The organism is Nonomuraea harbinensis (genome assembly GCF_019396385.1).
GTDB lineage: Bacteria > Actinomycetota > Actinomycetes > Streptosporangiales > Streptosporangiaceae > Nonomuraea > Nonomuraea ferruginea.
On the sequence record NZ_JAHKRN010000016.1, the window covers coordinates 70855 to 86761 of the forward strand.

General features: G+C 71.2%; 12 protein-coding genes. 4 read left to right on the forward strand and 8 right to left on the reverse strand.

Features of this window, described 5'->3' with window-relative positions; translation table 11 throughout:
- Position 1: 1 nt before the first annotated feature.
- The gene (locus KME79_RS18550; protein WP_148036233.1) at positions 2-4177 is read right to left on the reverse strand and encodes a HAMP domain-containing protein; all 4176 of its coding nucleotides are present in this window, start codon (positions 4175-4177) and stop codon (positions 2-4) included.
- A gap of 177 nt (positions 4178-4354) precedes the next feature.
- Here KME79_RS18550 and KME79_RS18555 point away from each other — a divergent pair, with 177 nt between their 5' ends.
- A complete protein-coding gene (locus KME79_RS18555; protein WP_271279592.1) occupies positions 4355-5845 on the forward strand; it encodes a PP2C family protein-serine/threonine phosphatase in 1491 nt (496 codons plus the stop codon).
- Here KME79_RS18555 and KME79_RS18560 read toward each other — a convergent pair.
- The 3 genes from KME79_RS18560 to rho form a co-directional block, all read right to left on the reverse strand.
- On the reverse strand, positions 5842-7608 hold the full coding sequence (locus KME79_RS18560) for a prolyl oligopeptidase family serine peptidase (protein ID WP_219545492.1): 1767 nt from the start codon (positions 7606-7608) through the stop codon (positions 5842-5844). The two genes, KME79_RS18555 and KME79_RS18560, sit on opposite strands and share 4 nt — an antisense overlap.
- Before the next feature lie 151 nt (positions 7609-7759).
- Complete coding sequence (locus tag KME79_RS18565) at positions 7760-8701, reverse strand: putative RNA methyltransferase (RefSeq protein WP_148036235.1); 942 nt, start codon at positions 8699-8701, stop codon at positions 7760-7762.
- 35 nt (positions 8702-8736) lie between these two features.
- A complete protein-coding gene (gene rho, locus KME79_RS18570; protein WP_246640049.1) occupies positions 8737-9810 on the reverse strand; it encodes a transcription termination factor Rho in 1074 nt (357 codons plus the stop codon).
- Between the two features lie 341 nt (positions 9811-10151).
- Between rho and KME79_RS18575 the strand changes: the two genes are divergently transcribed.
- The gene (locus tag KME79_RS18575) at positions 10152-10292 is read left to right on the forward strand and encodes a hypothetical protein (RefSeq protein WP_219545494.1); all 141 of its coding nucleotides are present in this window, start codon (positions 10152-10154) and stop codon (positions 10290-10292) included.
- A 10-nt stretch (positions 10293-10302) separates the two neighbouring features.
- Complete coding sequence (locus tag KME79_RS18580) at positions 10303-11043, forward strand: MBL fold metallo-hydrolase (RefSeq protein ID WP_246640050.1); 741 nt, start codon at positions 10303-10305, stop codon at positions 11041-11043.
- A 7-nt stretch (positions 11044-11050) separates the two neighbouring features.
- Here the strand turns inward: KME79_RS18580 and KME79_RS18585 are convergent, their stop codons facing one another.
- On the reverse strand, positions 11051-12952 hold the full coding sequence (locus KME79_RS18585) for a sensor histidine kinase (RefSeq protein WP_219545495.1): 1902 nt from the start codon (positions 12950-12952) through the stop codon (positions 11051-11053).
- 101 nt (positions 12953-13053) lie between these two features.
- A complete protein-coding gene (locus KME79_RS18590) occupies positions 13054-13518 on the reverse strand; it encodes a hypothetical protein (protein WP_219545496.1) in 465 nt (154 codons plus the stop codon).
- An 83-nt stretch (positions 13519-13601) separates the two neighbouring features.
- Between KME79_RS18590 and KME79_RS18595 the strand changes: the two genes are divergently transcribed.
- Complete coding sequence (locus tag KME79_RS18595; RefSeq protein WP_219545497.1) at positions 13602-14129, forward strand: DUF6886 family protein; 528 nt, start codon at positions 13602-13604, stop codon at positions 14127-14129.
- Here the strand turns inward: KME79_RS18595 and KME79_RS18600 are convergent.
- Together KME79_RS18600 and KME79_RS18605 are read right to left on the reverse strand one after the other, a co-directional pair.
- Complete coding sequence (locus KME79_RS18600; RefSeq protein WP_219545498.1) at positions 14095-15066, reverse strand: ketopantoate reductase family protein; 972 nt, start codon at positions 15064-15066, stop codon at positions 14095-14097. The genes KME79_RS18595 and KME79_RS18600 overlap by 35 nt on opposite strands.
- Before the next feature lie 18 nt (positions 15067-15084).
- Positions 15085-15810, reverse strand: coding sequence for a glycosyltransferase family 2 protein (locus tag KME79_RS18605; protein ID WP_148036241.1), 726 nt, complete (start codon positions 15808-15810; stop codon positions 15085-15087).
- Positions 15811-15907: the final 97 nt, after the last annotated feature.

Here is a 15907-nt window from a genome sequence, read left to right on the forward strand (position 1 = left end):
GTCACGCCCCTTCGGCCGGAGAGTCGGCGGCCCGGCCCCGGCTGAGCCACCCGCGCAGCCGCTCCAGCAGGCGGTCGACGTCGACGGGCTTGGGCACGTAGTCGGAGGCGCCGGAGGCGATGCTCTTCTCCCGGTCGCCGCGCATGACCTTGGCCGTCAGCGCGATGATCGGCAGGTCGGCGAACTGGGGCATGCGCCGGATGGCGGAGGTCGTCGCCCAGCCGTCCATCTCCGGCATCATGATGTCCATCAGCACGAGCGCGACGTCCTCGTTCCGTTCGAGCTGTTCGATCCCCTCGCGGCCGTTCTCAGCGTAGACGACCGTGGAGCCGTGTCGCTCCAGCACGCTGGTCAGCGCGAAGACGTTGCGGATGTCGTCGTCGACGATGAGGATCTTGGCGCCGCTGAGCGGGTCGTCGCCCTGCCACTGGCTGGTCTCGACGGGCGCCTCGACCAGCTCGGGCAGCGGCAGGTCGAGCGGCAGGCCGGGCGCCTCGGGGATCGTGGGCGGCTCCTCGACGGAGGCGGTCACGACCTGCTGCCCGCTGCTGCGCGGCCCCTCGGCGGCGCTGACGGCCAGCGGGCCGATGTAGGTGGCCGGCAGGTAGAGGGTGAACGTGCTGCCCTTGCCGAGCTCGCTGTCGACGTGGATCTCGCCGCCGAGCAGGCGCGCGATCGAGCGGCAGATCGACAGGCCCAGACCGGTGCCGCCGTACTTGCGGCTGGTGGTGCCGTCGGCCTGACGGAACGCCTCGAAGATGACGTCGCGCTTGTCGGGCGCTATGCCGATGCCGGTGTCGATCACCTGGAAGGCGAGCAGGTCGTGCGCGATGTGCAGCGAGTCGTCGTCGAAGTCGACGTCCGGTGAGGCCGGGACGACCCGCAGCTTCACCTCGCCCTTGGGGGTGAACTTGACCGCGTTGGACAGCAGGTTGCGCAGCACCTGCTGGAGCCGCTGCTCGTCGGCGCGCAGCTCCTGCGGCAGGTCGGGGTCGACCTCGACGCTGAACTCCAGCCCCTTGTCGGCCGCCAGCGGCCCGAACGCCGCCTCCAGCAGGTCGATCGTCTTGGGCAGCGACACCTGGGTCGGGTGGATGTCCATCCGGCCCGCCTCGACCTTGGACAGGTCGAGCATGTCGTTGATGAGCTGGAGCAGCGCCGACCCGGCCCCGTGGATGGTGCGGGCGAACTCGACCTGCTGCGGGGTCAGGTTGCCCTCGGCGTTCTCGGTCAGCAGCTTGGCCAGCACGAGCAGGCTGTTGAGCGGGGTGCGCAGCTCGTGGGACATGTTCGCGAGGAACTCGTTCTTGTAGCGCGAGGAGACGGCGAGCTGCTCGGCGCGCTCCTCCAGGGTGCGGCGGGCCTGCTCGATCTGGAAGTTCTGGATCTCGATGGCGCGGTTCTGCTTCGCCAGCAGCGCCGCCTTGTCCTCGAGCTCGGCGTTGGACCGGCGCAGCTCCTCCTGCTGGCGCTGCAGCTCGTCGGAGCGTTCCTGCAGCTCGCGGGTGAGGCGCTGGGACTCGGTCAGCAGGTCCTCGGTGCGGGAGTTGGCGATGATCGTGTTCATGGTGACGCCGATGTTCTCCACCAGCTGCGTCAGGAAGTCGAGGTGGACCTCTCCGAACGGGCTGAAGGAGGCCAGCTCCAGCACGCCGAGCACGCGGTTCTCGAACAGGATCGGCAGCACCACGATCTGCGCGGGCGTCGACTGGCTGAGGCCGCTGTCGATGGTGATGAACTTCGGCGGCACGTCGTCGAGGACGATGTGGCGGCCCTCGGCGGCGGCCTGGCCGACGATGCCCTCGCCGAAGGCGAACTTCGCCCGCGGCCCGCGGTCGGGCCGGACGCCGTAGCCGCCGATCAGCAGCAGCTCGCGCTCGTTCTCCGGATCGACCGAGTAGAAGGCGCCGTACCGTGCGGACACGAGCGGCGTCAGCTCGCTCATCGTCAGCTTGGCCACCTCGAACAGGTCGCGGTGGCCCTGCATGAGCCGGGAGATGCGGGCCAGGTTGGACTTGAGCCAGTCCTGCTCCTGGTTGGCCTGGGTGGTCTCGCGGAGGTTGGCCACCATCGAGTTGATGTTGTCCTTCAGCTCCGCCAGCTCGCCCTGCGCCTCGACGGCGATCGAGCGGGTCAGGTCGCCGCGGGCCACGCCGCTGGTGACGGTGGCGATGGCGCGCACCTGGGTGGTCAGGTTGCCGGCCAGCTCGTTGACGCTCTCGGTGAGCCGCTTCCAGGTGCCCTCGACGCCCTCGACCCGGGCCTGGCCGCCGAGCTGGCCCTCCGAGCCGACCTCGCGGGCCACGCGGGTGACCTCGGAGGCGAACGAGGACAGCTGGTCGACCATCCGGTTGATGGTGGTCTTCAGGGCGAGGATCTCGCCCTGGGCGTCGACGTCGATCTTGCGGGTGAGGTCGCCGTTGGCGACCGCGGTGGTCACCTCGGCGATGTTGCGGACCTGGTACGTCAGGTTGTTGGCCATGAAGTTGACGTTGTCGGTCAGGTCCTTCCAGACGCCCGACACGCCCTGGACGCGGGCCTGGCCGCCGAGCTGCCCCTGCGTGCCGACCTCTCGGGCGACGCGGGTGACCTCGTCGGCGAACGACGAGAGCTGGTCGACCATCGTGTTGAGGGTGTCCTTGAGCTGCAGGATCTCGCCCTGGGCGTCGACGGTGATCTTCTTCGACAGGTTGCCCTGGGCCACCGCCGAGGAGACCGCGGCGATCTGGCGCACCTGAGAGGTCAGGTTGTTGGCCATGGAGTTGACGTTGTCGGTGAGGTCCTTCCAGACCCCGGACACGCCGCGTACCTGGGCCTGACCGCCGAGCTGGCCCTCCGTGCCGACCTCTCGGGCGACGCGGGTCACCTCGGAGGCGAACGAGGAGAGCTGGTCGACCATGGTGTTCATGGTCGACTTGAGCTCCAGGATCTCGCCCTGGGCGTCCACGTCGATCTTGCGGGTGAGGTCGCCGTTGGCGACCGCGGTGGTCACCTGGGCGATGTTGCGGACCTGGTACGTCAGGTTCCTGGCCATGGAGTTGACGTTGTCGGTCAGGTCCTTCCAGACGCCCGACACGCCCTGCACCTCCGCCCGGCCGCCCAGCTTGCCCTCGGTGCCGACCTCACGGGCGACACGGGTCACCTCGTCGGCGAACGACGAGAGCTGGTCGACCATGGTATTGAGGGTGTCCTTGAGCTGCAGGATCTCGCCCTGCGCGTCAACGGTGATCTTCTTCGACAGGTTGCCCTGGGCCACCGCCGTCGCCACGGTGGCGATGCTGCGCACCTGCGAGGTCAGGTTGTTGGCCATGAAGTTGACGTTGTCGGTGAGGTCCTTCCAGACCCCGGACACGCCGCGCACCTGGGCCTGGCCGCCGAGCTGGCCCTCGGTGCCGACCTCGCGGGCGACGCGGGTGACCTCCTCGGCGAACGCCGAGAGCTGGTCGACCATGGTGTTGACGGTGTTCTTCAGCTCGAACATCTCGCCCACCGCGTCGACCGTCACCTTGCGGCTCAGGTCGCCCTTGGCCACCGCCGTGGTCACCACGGCGATGTCGCGCACCTGCGCGGCCACGCGGGACGACATGGTGTTGACCGCCTCGGTGAGGTCGCGCCAGCTGCCGGACATGCCGCGCAGGTTGGCGCTGCCGCCCAGCCGGCCCTCCGTGCCGGCCTCCCTGGCCACCCGGGTCACCTCGGAGTTGAACAGGGCGAGCTGGTCGACCATGCCGTTGATCGCCTTGCCCAGCCGGCGCACCTCGCCGCGGGCCGAGCGGTCGAGGTCGATCCGCCGCGACAGGTCACCCTTCGCGACCGCGTCGATGACGTCGGCCGCGCCGCTCACGGGGCTCACCAGCGCGTCGATCAGCATGTTGACCGACTCCACGCTCTCCGCCCAGGCCCCCACCCCGGGGCCGGGCGTCAGCCGCTCGCCGAACCGGCCTTCCTTGACCACTTCCTTGCGCACCCGGGTCAGCTCGTTGGCGAGGTGCTCGCGGCGGTCGGCCACCTCGTTGAGCAGCAACCGCACCTCACTGAGGATGCCCGGAGGGGCATACGGGACCCGGCGCCGGAAGTCGCCGTCACGCCATGAGAACAGGGTCTCCAGGATCGGGACGAGATCCGCCTCGGTATATGTCCTCTCCTCAGGACTTGGCGCGGCCTTGGCCGTGGTCATGGGGCCTCCTTCACTCGCGGGGGACTCCGGCGAGTGATTCAAGTCTGTCACGATGAGTAGCTCGTAGTCCTGTCCTTGGATTTACCCCAAGTCAACGGGAAGTGTGGTAGGCACGAGGGGATGACTGCTTCTCCCCATGCGGTGCTAGCTGCGACGTTCGCGGCGGGCGAGTCGGCTGTGACCGACGCGATGAGGTTCACGCGCGAGGTGATGACCGCGTGGGCCACCGGCGGCATGCTCCATGTCGCCGAGCAGATCGCCGGCGATCTCGCGGGGCAGGTCGTGGACGAGCCTTTCGAGATGCTCTGGCGACACCTGGGCGGCTCCGTCCAGGTGGAGGTGAAGCAGCGGAACACCTCACATGGTGATCAGAAAGCTCCCTCCGTCCATGTCGACGAGTGGGGGATCACCTTCTCGGGTGATTCCCGTGTCCATTGGGCCAGACTCACGCTACCTGGCGCGCACCACAGCTCGGGAGCCGTCGAGTGGCAGCGGCAGAGCGGGCGCGGGCCCCACTGGCTCGGATTCCTCGCCGACGCCAGCGACCTGCTCGCCGGCACCCTCGACCCCGACATGGTCCCCGCCATCATCGCCCAGGTCGTGGTGCCGCGGCTGAGCAGCTGGTGCGCCGTCTACACCGCCGACGCCGCCTCCTCGCCGCTCCGCCTCGTCTACCTGTGGCACGCCGACGAGGCCAGGATCGACGGGCTGCGCGAGCAGCTCAGCGATCTGGACGTCGGCGCCGTCGGCACCCGGATGAGCTCCACCTTCCACCTGGGCGACAACGAGGTGCTCGCGGTCCCGCTCAGCGCCCGGGGCCGCGGTCTCGGCGTGATGTGCCTGGGCCGGCCCGACCGGTTCCCCGACGAGGCCATCCAGCTCGCCGAGGACATCGGCCGGCGCGCCGCGCTGGCCGCCGACAACGCCCGCGTCTACGCCCAGCAGGCCGCCGCCAACCGCGCCCTGCAGCGCAGCCTCCTGCCGCCCAACGAGCCCGAGGTGCCCGGCCTCGACTACGGCGTGGTGTACGAGCCCGCCGGCGAGGTCAACGAGGTGGGCGGCGACTTCTACGACGTGTTCAAGGCCGGCGACGACTCGTGGCGCTTCGCCATCGGCGACGTCTGCGGCACCGGCCCGGAAGCGGCCGCGGTCACCGGCCTGGCCCGCCACACGCTCCGCCTGCTGGCCCGCGAGGGCTACGGGGTCGCGGCCGTGCTCGGCAGGCTCAACCAGGCCATCCTCGAAGAGGGCGAGCGGGCCCGCTTCCTGACCCTGCTGCACGGCGACATCACCCCGGCCGACGACGGCCTGGAGGTCCGGCTGGTCTCGGCGGGCCACCCCGAGGCGCTGCGGCTCAAGCCCAGCGGCGTCGTGGAGTCGATCACCACCCCGCAGTCGCTCCTGGGCGTCTTCCCCGAGGTGGTCTTCGAGGTCGACGTCGTCCACCTCGACCCCGGCGACGTGCTGCTGGCGGTCACCGACGGCGTCACCGAGCGACGCTCGGGCGGCCGGCTGCTCGACGACGAGGGCGGGCTGGCCAAGATGCTGGCCGAGTGCGCGGGGCTGTCGGCCAAGGCGGTGGCGGAGCGCATCCGCCGGGGCGCGGCCGACTTCGCCACCGAGCCCAGCGCCGACGACCTGGCGATTCTGGTGCTGCGCGCCCGTTAACGCCGGCCCAGGTGCTTGCGGGCGAAGTCGAGCTGCAGCGCCGTCTGCGCGATCCGCTCCGCGACCACCAGGTTGCTCCGTACGGCGTCGTAGGTGTAGACCTCGTGCTCGTGGCCGTGCCGTTCGAGCTGGGCCACGTACTTCTGGATCTGGCGCGGCGGGCAGCGGGTGTCGTGCTCGCCGGCCAGGATCAGCACGGGGCTCTTCACCTGGTCGACGTAGGTGATGGGAGAGCTGGCCGCGTAGCGTTCCGGCTGCTCCTCGGGCGAGCCGCCGAGCAGCGCGCGGTGGTAGGCGCGCAGGCTCTCGGCCTCGTCCTCGTACGACGTCCGGTGGCAGGCGATGGGCACGGCGGCGATGCCGGCGGCCCACAGGCCGGGCTGCGTGCCGAGGCCGAGCAGCGTGAGGTAGCCGCCCCAGGCGGTGCCCGCCAGCACGAGCCGGTCGGGGTCGGCGATGCCGGCCTCGACCACGGCGGTGCGCACCGCGTTCACGTCGGCCAGCTCGATCTGGCCGACGTCGCCGTGCAGCGCGTCGCGCCAGGCCGAGCCGTAGCCGGTCGAGCCGCGGTAGTTGACCCGGACGACCGCGAAACCGGCGTCCACCCAGGCTGCCACCTCGGGGGAGAAGGCGTCCCTGTCGTGGCTCGTCGGGCCGCTGTGCAGCAGGAAGACCGCGGGGAACGGGGCGGCGCCGTTCTCCGGGCGGGAGACCAGGGCGTGGATGCGCCCGCCCGGCCCCTCGGCGTCCAGGTCCTCCAGGGGGACGCTCGGCGGCGCGGCCGGGCCGCCGGGGTTGAGCACGACCTGGCCGCTGGTCGAGCGGATGACCGGCGGGCGCGAGGCGCTGGACCAGGAGTACTCCACATGGCCGCCGGGGCGCGGGCGCGCCTCCTCGATGACGCCCTGCGGTGTCTCGATGAGCGTCAGCCCGCCGCCCGCCAGGTCGTAGCGGAGGAGGTGGCTGCGAGCCCGGTGACCGCGCTGGATGAGCAGGCCGCGGCCGTCGTGGTACCACTCGGCCGTCATCTCGCCGTCGTCCTTCAGCCAGATCTCCCGGCGCGCGCCCGTCACCGGGTTCCAGACCAGCGGCTCCTGGCGGCGGCGGCGTTCGTGCAGGGCGAGCAGGCGGGAGTCGCCCGGCGCCGGGGCGAAGCTGAGCCCGACGACGCCCATGCCGGGGCCGTCGTACAGCTCGCCGACCACCTGGCCGGACTGGCGCACGACGCGCAGCGCGGGGTGGCGGAAGTCGCCGTACTCGCCGTGGTTGATCGCGATCAGCTCGCCGTCCATGGACATGCCGGCCGCCCAGGCGGCCTCGCCGTGCTCGTACAGCATCTTGACGTGCTCGCCGTCGCGCACCAGGTGGATGCGGAACGTGCCCTCGCTGGCCAGGCTGATCGCGGCCAGGCCGGTGGACGAGAGCGCGATGCCGGCCGGCTGGCCGGGCGGCGCTCCCAGAGCGACGGGCTGGTCGGGGCCGCCGAAGAAGGGCTGGCGCCGCCAGATGCCGAACTCGTCGCCGTCGGTGTCGTCGAACCAGTAGATCCACTGGCCGGCGGGGTCGATCGCGGCGTGGGCCGTGCCCAGAGGCCGGTCGGTGACCTGGCGGGTGGCGCCGCTCGCGCGGTCCCAGGCGTAGACCTCCCACGTGCCGGTGGCGTTCGAGCGGTAGATCGAGCGGTTCGGGGCCAGGGGGGCGTAGGACGGCAGCGACATGCGCGACGCGCGGAACCTGGCCTGCCAGCGTTCCTCGGCCTTCATCCGCCGCGCTCCCCTCCCATGGGCGCCCCTCGCCGTCCTCATCGGCAACGGGTTGCCGTCCAGTATTGCGCTTGCGCCGCGGAAATACTCCGGAAATGTGGGGGAATTTGGTACTAAACGCCCCATCAGTAACACCAGTCTCAGATGCCCGTCAAGAGGGTGACCTTGCGCCAGGTGTCACTTCGAAGGTAGATAGGTGGAACTCTGCCTTCGTAACCACTTTTTCTAGCCTTTTCGCGTTATTGCGGGAGAAAACTCGCGTTATCCCCTCCGCCAGCTCCTCCTCGCCCAGGTGCCACGCACTCGGCCCCATCCCCACCACGGCCCGGACCTCGTCAGGCCCGAGCGCCATGTCGAACGCCACCACCCGCCGCTCCACCTCGGCGAACCCCTCCAGGCTCCGCGCCACCCGCTGCTCCTTGCCGGCGTCGACGGACAGCAGCCCCAGCTCCTCCACCAGCGGGCTGAGGTGGCCGGGCGCGGGCGTCACCACGACGACGCGCCCACCGGGCCGCAGGATCCGCCGGAACTCGGGCCCGTTCCTGGGCGCGAACACGTTCATCACCACGTCGGCGACCCCGTCTCCGATGGGCAGGCGCCGCCACACGTCGGCCACGAACGCCCCCACCCTGGGGTGCGCCCTGGCGGCCCGCCGCACGGCGTGCTTGGACACGTCGAACGCCATCACGACGCCGCGTCCCGCCGCGTCGAGGACGGCCGCCGAGTAGTGGCCGGTGCCCGCGCCGGCGTCGACGATGACCGGCTCGGCCCCATGGCCAGAACCACCGTACGCCTTCGCGCGCCCGCCGTCAGGCGAGTGTGAGAACGATTCGGCATGGGCGCTCCAGACCGCCTCCGCCAGCGCGCTCTCCAGCGGCGCGAAGTGACCGGCGGACAGGAAGGCGTCGCGGGCGGCGACCATCTCCGCGCTGTCGGCCGTGCCGGGAGGGCGGGACCCGACGAGCAGGCTCACGTAACCCTGCCTGGCCACGTCGAAGGAGTGGCCCCGGGGGCAGCGCAGTGCGCCGGGGTCGAGCCGCATTGACTGCCCGCAGACGGGGCAGGCGAGGTGTTCGGCGATGTCGGCCAGCATGCGGCCCATTGTCGCGCCTGGGCGCCGAGGGGCCGTCAGACGGTGGCGGCGGCCCGGACCAGGAAGTCGGCGTTGGACGCGGTCTCGCGGAGCTTGCCGACGAGCATCTCCATGCCCTGGTGACGCTCCAGGCCCGTCAGCGAGCGGCGCAGCCGCCAGACCACCTGCCGCTCCCGCGCGGGGAGCAGGATCTCCTCCCGGCGGGTGCCGGAGGCGTCCAGGTCGACGGCCGGGAACACGCGGCGCTCGGCCAGGTCGCGCACCAGGTGCAGCTCCATGTTGCCGGTGCCCTTGAACTCCTCGTACAGGCTGTTGTCCAGCCGCGAGCCGGTGTCGACGAGCGCGCTGGCGAGGATGGTGAGCGAGCCGCCGCCCGCCACGTTGCGCGCGGCGCCGAAGAACCGCTTGGGCGCGTAGACGGCGGCGGCGTCGAGGCCGCCGCTGAGCGTCTTGCCGTTGCCCGGCGCGGTGTTGTTGTAGGCGCGGGCCAGGCGGGTGAGCGAGTCGAGCAGCAGCACCACGTCGCGGCCCTGCTCGACCAGGCGCTTGGCGCGCTCGACGGCGAGCTCGGCGATCGCGGTGTGGTCGCGGTCGGGATGGTCGAAGGTGGAGGCGAAGATTTCGCCCTGGATGCCGGCGCGCATCTCGGTGACCTCTTCGGGCCGCTCGCCGACCAGGAGGACCATGAGGTGCGCCTCGGGATGGTTCCGTGTGACGGCGGCGGCCAGGGCCTGGAGGACCATGGTCTTGCCGGCCTTGGGCGGGGCCACGATGAGCCCGCGCTGGCCCTTGCCGATGGGCGCGAACAGGTCGATGACCCGGGTGCTGAGCGACTCGGTCTCCAGGTGGAGCCGTTCGTCGGGATGCACCGGCGTCAGGTCGGCGAACCGCGGCCGGTCGCGCCAGTGGCTCTCGCCGTTGACGATCTCGACCTCGACGAGCCTGCCGCCGTCGGCCTTGGCGGTCACGTGGTCGCCGGGACGGAGCCCGAGCTGTTTGACCCGGTCGGCGGTCAGCCGCAGGTCACCGGAGCTGGGTAGATGGCGGGTGCGGAGGAATGCGGATTTGTCCCGCACGTCCAGCAAGCCGCTGATGACGTGAACAGACATGATGAACCCCTTTGAGGGCATGCCGGTAAGAGAAGCACCGGCGCGCGTAGGTGAGGAACCCCGAGGCCCGCGGAAGGGGCAGATCGGGAGGGAGGAGAGCGGCGGAGCTTGAGCTCGAACGCCACCGGCAACGTACCACACGTCGCTGCCCATGAAACGTCTAGCCCTCTCGGGCTATTCCCGGGGCATTCTCGTGTCTTCGCGCGTGAAACGCGCCGTGGACCGTAACAATGTTCTTCTCGCCGTCCTGTCCGATCCGGACATGGAATCCGCAAGCGCCCTGCAGGACCTTTGCAATGACGGCGAGGTTACCTATACGCAGACGATCCTTGGGGGATGACATGAACAGCACCCGTTGCCCGCGATGCCACAACGAGCTCGACGAGGGCCCGATCATGTACCGGTGCGCCAGCTGCCGGCGTGCGGTCTTCGCCGCCGACCTGGAGAACGAGTTCGTTCCGCGCCAGCCCGTAGCCGCCTAATCTGGGGCGTATGCCCCACCAACCGCTGCACGTGGCCGGCGTCGAGGTGACACCCCTCTGCGACGCCGTCGGCCCCATGGGCGAGGCGATCAGACGCCCGCTCGCCGAGACGTTCCCGGGAGCAGACCTCCCGGAAGAGCCGTGGATCCTCCACTTCCACTGCTACCTGCTCCGCGACCGCGCGGGCCGCCTGACCCTGGTCGACACCGGCATAGGCGGCACCGACTCACCGGCGTCCAGTTGGGCGCCGGTCCCCGGCTCGCTGGCCGGGGAACTGGCCGCCGCGGGCGTCGCGCCCGCCGACGTCGGCACCGTGATCCTCACGCACCTGCACAGCGACCACGCCAGCGGGGCCGTCGCCGACGGCCGGCCCGTGTTCGAGAACGCCCGCTACGTGCTCCAGGACGCCGAGCTGGAGGCCGCCGGCGGCGCCATGCTCCACCAGGTGATCGACGTGATCAAGGGCCAGCTCCAGGTGGTCGACGGCGACGCCGAGGTCGCGCCCGGCGTGCGTGTCCACCTGACTCCCGGCCACACGACCGGCCACCAGATCGTGCGGCTCGGCGACCTGGCGATGACCGGCGACCTCGTGCTGCACCCCGCGCAGCTCGCCGACCCGGCCGTGCGCTACGTCTACGACGACGACCAGGAGCGCGCGGCCGCCACCCGGGCCGAGGTGCTGGCCGGGCTGCGGGCCGAGCGGGCGCTGCTGGCCACCGCCCACTTCGAGGAGCCGTTCGTACGGCTCTGAAGGTGATCTACCGGCCGGCGAGCACCGGCTGATCGGCCAGCAGGCTCGCCGGCAGCATCACCCGCGCGGTCAGCCCTCCGTAGGGCGAGGGCGCGAGCGTCACCTTGATGCCGTGGCGCGACGCCAGCCGGCCGACCACGAACAGGCCCAGCCGGTCGCTCTGCGCCAGGTCGAACTCCGGCTTCTCCGCCAGCCGCGTGTTGAGCTGGTCGAGCTCCTCGCGGGGCAGGCCGAGCCCGCGATCCTCCACCTCGACCGTCAGGCCGTGGGGGGTCGAGGTGGTGCGCAGGTCGACGCGGGTGCGCGGCGGCGAGAACAGCGTCGCGTTCTCGACCAGCTCGGCCATCAGGTGGGCCACGTCGGTCACGGCCGTGCCGAGCAGCGAGACCGGCGGCGGCTGCAGCACCTCGACCCGCTGGTATTCCTCGACCTCCGCCACGGCCGCCCGCAGCACGTCGACGATCGGCACCGGGTTGCGCCAGCCCCGGCCCGGCTGCTGGTCGGAGAGGATGATCAGGCTCTCGGCGTGGCGGCGCATGCGGGTGGTCAGGTGGTCGAGCTTGAACAGGTCCTCCAGCATCACCGGGTCCTCGGTGCCCCGCTCCATGCCGTCGAGCTGCATGAGCTGGCGGTGCAGCAGCGACTGGTTGCGGCGGGCGAGGTTGACGAAGACCTGGTTGACGCCGTGGCGCAGGTTGGCCTGGCTGAGCGCCGCGTTGACGGCGGTCGACTGCACGTCGTTGAACGCGTGCACGATGTCGTGCACCTCGGACGTCTCCGCCTTGACCTCCAGCGGCTCCACCGAGGTGCCGGCCGGCGGCTTGGCGCTGGTGCGCAGCTGCTCGACCAGCTCGGGCAGGCGGACCTGCGCCAGGTGGGTGGCGGCGTCGCGCAGCCCGGCGAGCTCGCGTACGAGCCGCTTGCGGAAGCGGAGCGACAGCAGGATCGAGGCGAGCACCGCCAGCAGGCCCACCCCGCCCGCGACCGCGATCTTCATCAGGATGCCGGTGGCCGCGGGCGCCAGCCGCTGCGCGTACGCGGCGCTGGTGGTGCGCTGGTTGGCCTCGACGGCCTTCCACAGGTTGTTGGCGTCGACCGGCCAGGTGGCCGCCTCCGCGGGCAGGCCGTTGACGACGGCCTGGCCCCGCATCGCGTCCTCCGCCTCCAGGAACTCCTGGTAGAGGGGAGAGCTGATCAGCTCCTGGTAGGGGGTGCGCAGCTCGCCGTCGAGCTGCGTCAGGGCCTGCGAGTAGAGCAGCCGCCTGGTCGCCGCCCACTCGGCGAACGCCTCACGCTCCGCGCTGGTCACCCGGCCCCGGCTGAGCACCACGGCGATCATCGCGCGCTCCCTGGAGAGCATCTCCTTGCCCTCGGCCAGCATGGCCAGCGCCCGTACGTTGCGGTAGAGGGCCAGGTCGGGCACCAGGACCAGGGCGTCGTACATGCGGAAGGAGGCGTCGACGATCTGGTTGTAGCCGTTGATCAGGTCGAGCTGGGACGGGTTGGGCGCGTCGACGTCGCGGCGGATCTGGGTGAGCCGGTCGAGCTGCCTGAACAGCGCGTTGAGCTGGGCACTCATCGCGGGGGTGAGGTCGTCCTGCCGCCCGGCCAGCTCGCGCAGCTCCTTGGCCGCTCCGTCGGTCAGCGTGCGCTGGAGGAACAGGGTCTCCGGATTGCGCTTGGCCGAGATGAACTGGATCGAGGACAGCCGCTCGTTCTGCAGGTGAGTGGTCAGCTCGCTGGAGGGCTCGGCCAGGTTGGTGGTCAGCTTGTCGGTCTCCAGCATCTGGATGCCGTCGCCCGCCGTCAGACCCGCCGCGAACGCCCAGAGCCCGACCAGGGAGGTCAGCGGGACGAGCAGGAGGATGAGCAGCTTGATCGCGATGGGACGGCCACGTGTGGGGGGCATGCGACCTCCGGAGGCATGTGCGGGCGCCTCGCAGATTACACCCAGCGCGATCCGGGGTCATGCGCCGGCGCGGGGGCTCGACGCCCCCGCGCCCGGAGCGGTCATCGCCTGGTTTGCTCGGGACGGCCGGCCACGAGGCGGTCGTCGTCGGCGCGCTCGGCCGTGGCCGCGCGCTCCTCGGCGGCGGTGCGCCGGTCCGCCGCGCGCTCCTCGGCGGTGGTGCGCCGGTCCGCCGCGCGCTCGTCCGCGGCGGTGCGCTGGTTCGCCGCGTGCTCCTTCTCCAGCTTCTCCTGCAGCCGGCGCTTCTCGCTCTCCAGCTCGGCCACCCGGTGGGAGGCGTCGGCCCGCGCGCCGCGGAGCGCGCGGCGGTGCCTGGCGGACCTGCGCGAGCCGAGCGCGATCAGCCACAGCCCGAGCAGCAGCACGGCGGCCGCGGCCGCGCCGGCGAGGAACATCTCGACGTGGTTCGGCTGGAAGGTGTAGCCGAACAGGTTGTAGCTCGTGCCTGCCTCGGCGAGGACCAGGATGGCCGCGCCGGCGCCGAGGATCACCAGTAACAGACCCATGAAGATCATCTGCACTCACCCCTTGTCGTCAAAGCGACGTCCAACTGCCCAAGGAGCGTGGGGATATGCGCGAGGATCAAGGGATGAGACCCGATCCCGGCGAGGTTCTGCACTTCTCGGAGGATCCGACGATCGAGCGGTTCGTCCCCCACGTGGCGCCGACGTCCAGGAAGAGCGAGCCGTACGTGTGGGCGGTGGGGGCCGACCGGTGCCCTGACTACTGGTTTCCGCGCGCCTGCCCGCGGGCGCTGGCCTGGACGGGGCCCGGGACCACCGCGGAGGACGCCGTACGGATCATCGGCGCGGGCTGCGGTGACCGGGTGCACGCCATCGAGTACGGCTGGCTGAGGCCCATGCTGGAGACCAGGCTCTATGCCTACCGGCTGCCCGCGGACGGCTTCGCGCCCATCGGCGACCCGCCGCACGCCGTGGTGTCCACGGTGCCCGTGACGCCGCTCGGCCCGCCCGAGCCGGTGGGCGACCTGGTCGAGCTGCACGAGCGGGCGGGCATCCAGGTCCGGCTGCTCGACAGCCTCTGGCCGTTCTGGGAGGAGGTGATCGGCAGCAGCCTGGAGTTCAGCGGAATCCGTATGCGGAACGCGCGCCGATGAGCGCGGTCAGCTCCTCGACCGTCATCGAGCCCGGCCGCCGCCGCTCGCGGGCGAACCGGTTGGCCTCGCGCTGCAGCACCTCGTTGACCGGGGTCGGCAGGCCCAGCTCGCGCCCCAGCAGGACGATCTCGCCGTTGAGGTGATCGGCCTCGATGGAGCCCGAGCTCTTGGCCAGGCTCTGCCAGGACGAGCCGCCGCCGCGCGCCTCGCCGCCGATCGGGCGCATGTCGACGCGGTCGCCGCGCAGCTCGCGCTCCTCCCGCGGCGTCGAGTACGGGATCCCGGCCGCCTCCAGCACCGCGACGCCCTCGGCCCTGGCCTGGTCCAGCAGGGGCCGGGCGGCGGGGTCGGGCCCGCACAGCGCCTCGACGGCGTTGGTCAGGTTGGTCAGCAGCTTGCCGTGCTTCCACCGCATGACCTCGGTGGAGGTCACCCCGACCAGGTGGCTGCGGTCGAGGTCGGTGGCGATCTGCTTGGCCAGCTCGTCGGAGCCGTACGGGTAGCGGCCGACGTGCAGCAGCCCCGAGCGCGGCCACCCGTAGGCGGCCACGACGCCGGGCTCGGTGTGGAGGGCCGGCAGCCACACGCACATGCCGTAGACCCTCTCGAACCGGCGCAGCGCGGTCCGTTCGTTGGCCACGCCGTTCTGCGCGCACACCACCGGCAGGTGGCGGGGCCACGGGTCGAGCGCGGCCACCGTGTCCTGCGACTTGGTGGCCACGATCAGCACGTCGCCGTCGCGCGCCGGCACCGGGCCGTCGGTCGCGGGGATGTCGATGACCTGGTCGGAGCCGGGGGTGATCAGGCGCAGGCCGCGTTCGCGCAGCGTCTCGTAGTGGGCTCCGCGTGCGACCAGCAGCACGTCGTGGCCGCCCTGGTGGAGCCGGGCCCCGATGGTGCCGCCCACCGCTCCCGCGCCGATCACGATATATCGCATATTAGGAGGTGTCACCTTTCATTTGGCGAGCGCCACCTCGGCCGGGGAGGCCGTGGAGGCGCGAAATCGCTCCCGGAAGATGGTCTTCAGCACCCGCCAGCCGTCGCGCAGCGCGTGCAGGTTGCTCTCGCCGTGGATGCGGCAGCGCTCGTGGCTGGGCACCTCCCTGGTGACCAGGCCGGCCCTCGCGGCGCGGATGTTCATCAGGGTCTCGATCTCGAAGCCGTCGCAGTCGAGGGCGAGCGCGTCGAGGTGGCGTGCCCAGAACGCGTTGTAGCCGTAACACAGGTCGGTGTAGCGCGTCCCGTACATCAGGTTGGTCAGGACGGTGAGCGCCCGGTTGCCGAGTGAGCGCAACGGGCTGAGGTCGTCGGAGCCGCCGCCCGGCGCGTACCGTGAGCCCTTGGCGAAGTCGGCGCCGGCGGCGAGCGCGTTGACGAACGAGCGGATCTCGCGGCCGTCGGTCGATCCGTCGGCGTCCATCATGACGATGATGTCGCCCTTCGCCGCGGCCGCTCCCTCGATCAGGGCGTTGCCCTTGCCGCGCCGGGTCTGCGCGACCACGCGCAGGTCAGGGCGGAGGCGGCGGGCGACCGCCACCGTGTCGTCGGTCGAGTCGCCGTCGACCAGGATCACCTCGTCGATCCAGGCCGGTAGGGTGGCGAAGACGTGGGGGAGGTTGTCTGCCTCGTTCAGCGCCGGGACGATGACGCTGACGGTGGCGGGGAAGGGCTGCTCGTTCATGCAGGCAAAGATCCCTTCACGCGCATGCAAGACACTTGACGACGCCTTGCATCAGTCGCGGATCTCTGTGTCGGTGACCACTCCGTGACCTGCGAAC

Excerpts from the sequence above, each read along its gene's own strand:
- KME79_RS18550 (WP_148036233.1), bottom strand. The coding sequence starts at position 4,177 with ATGACCACGGCCAAGGCCGCGCCAAGTCCTGAGGAGAGGACATATACC.
- KME79_RS18560 (WP_219545492.1), bottom strand. The coding sequence starts at position 7,608 with ATGAAGGCCGAGGAACGCTGGCAGGCCAGGTTCCGCGCGTCGCGCATG.
- KME79_RS18565 (WP_148036235.1), bottom strand. The coding sequence starts at position 8,701 with ATGCTGGCCGACATCGCCGAACACCTCGCCTGCCCCGTCTGCGGGCAG.
- rho (WP_246640049.1), bottom strand. The coding sequence starts at position 9,810 with ATGTCTGTTCACGTCATCAGCGGCTTGCTGGACGTGCGGGACAAATCC.
- KME79_RS18575 (WP_219545494.1), top strand. The coding sequence starts at position 10,152 with ATGAACAGCACCCGTTGCCCGCGATGCCACAACGAGCTCGACGAGGGC.
- KME79_RS18580 (WP_246640050.1), top strand. The coding sequence starts at position 10,303 with ATGCCCCACCAACCGCTGCACGTGGCCGGCGTCGAGGTGACACCCCTC.
- KME79_RS18585 (WP_219545495.1), bottom strand. The coding sequence starts at position 12,952 with ATGCCCCCCACACGTGGCCGTCCCATCGCGATCAAGCTGCTCATCCTC.
- KME79_RS18590 (WP_219545496.1), bottom strand. The coding sequence starts at position 13,518 with ATGGGTCTGTTACTGGTGATCCTCGGCGCCGGCGCGGCCATCCTGGTC.
- KME79_RS18595 (WP_219545497.1), top strand. The coding sequence starts at position 13,602 with ATGAGACCCGATCCCGGCGAGGTTCTGCACTTCTCGGAGGATCCGACG.
- KME79_RS18600 (WP_219545498.1), bottom strand. The coding sequence starts at position 15,066 with ATGCGATATATCGTGATCGGCGCGGGAGCGGTGGGCGGCACCATCGGG.
- KME79_RS18605 (WP_148036241.1), bottom strand. The coding sequence starts at position 15,810 with ATGAACGAGCAGCCCTTCCCCGCCACCGTCAGCGTCATCGTCCCGGCG.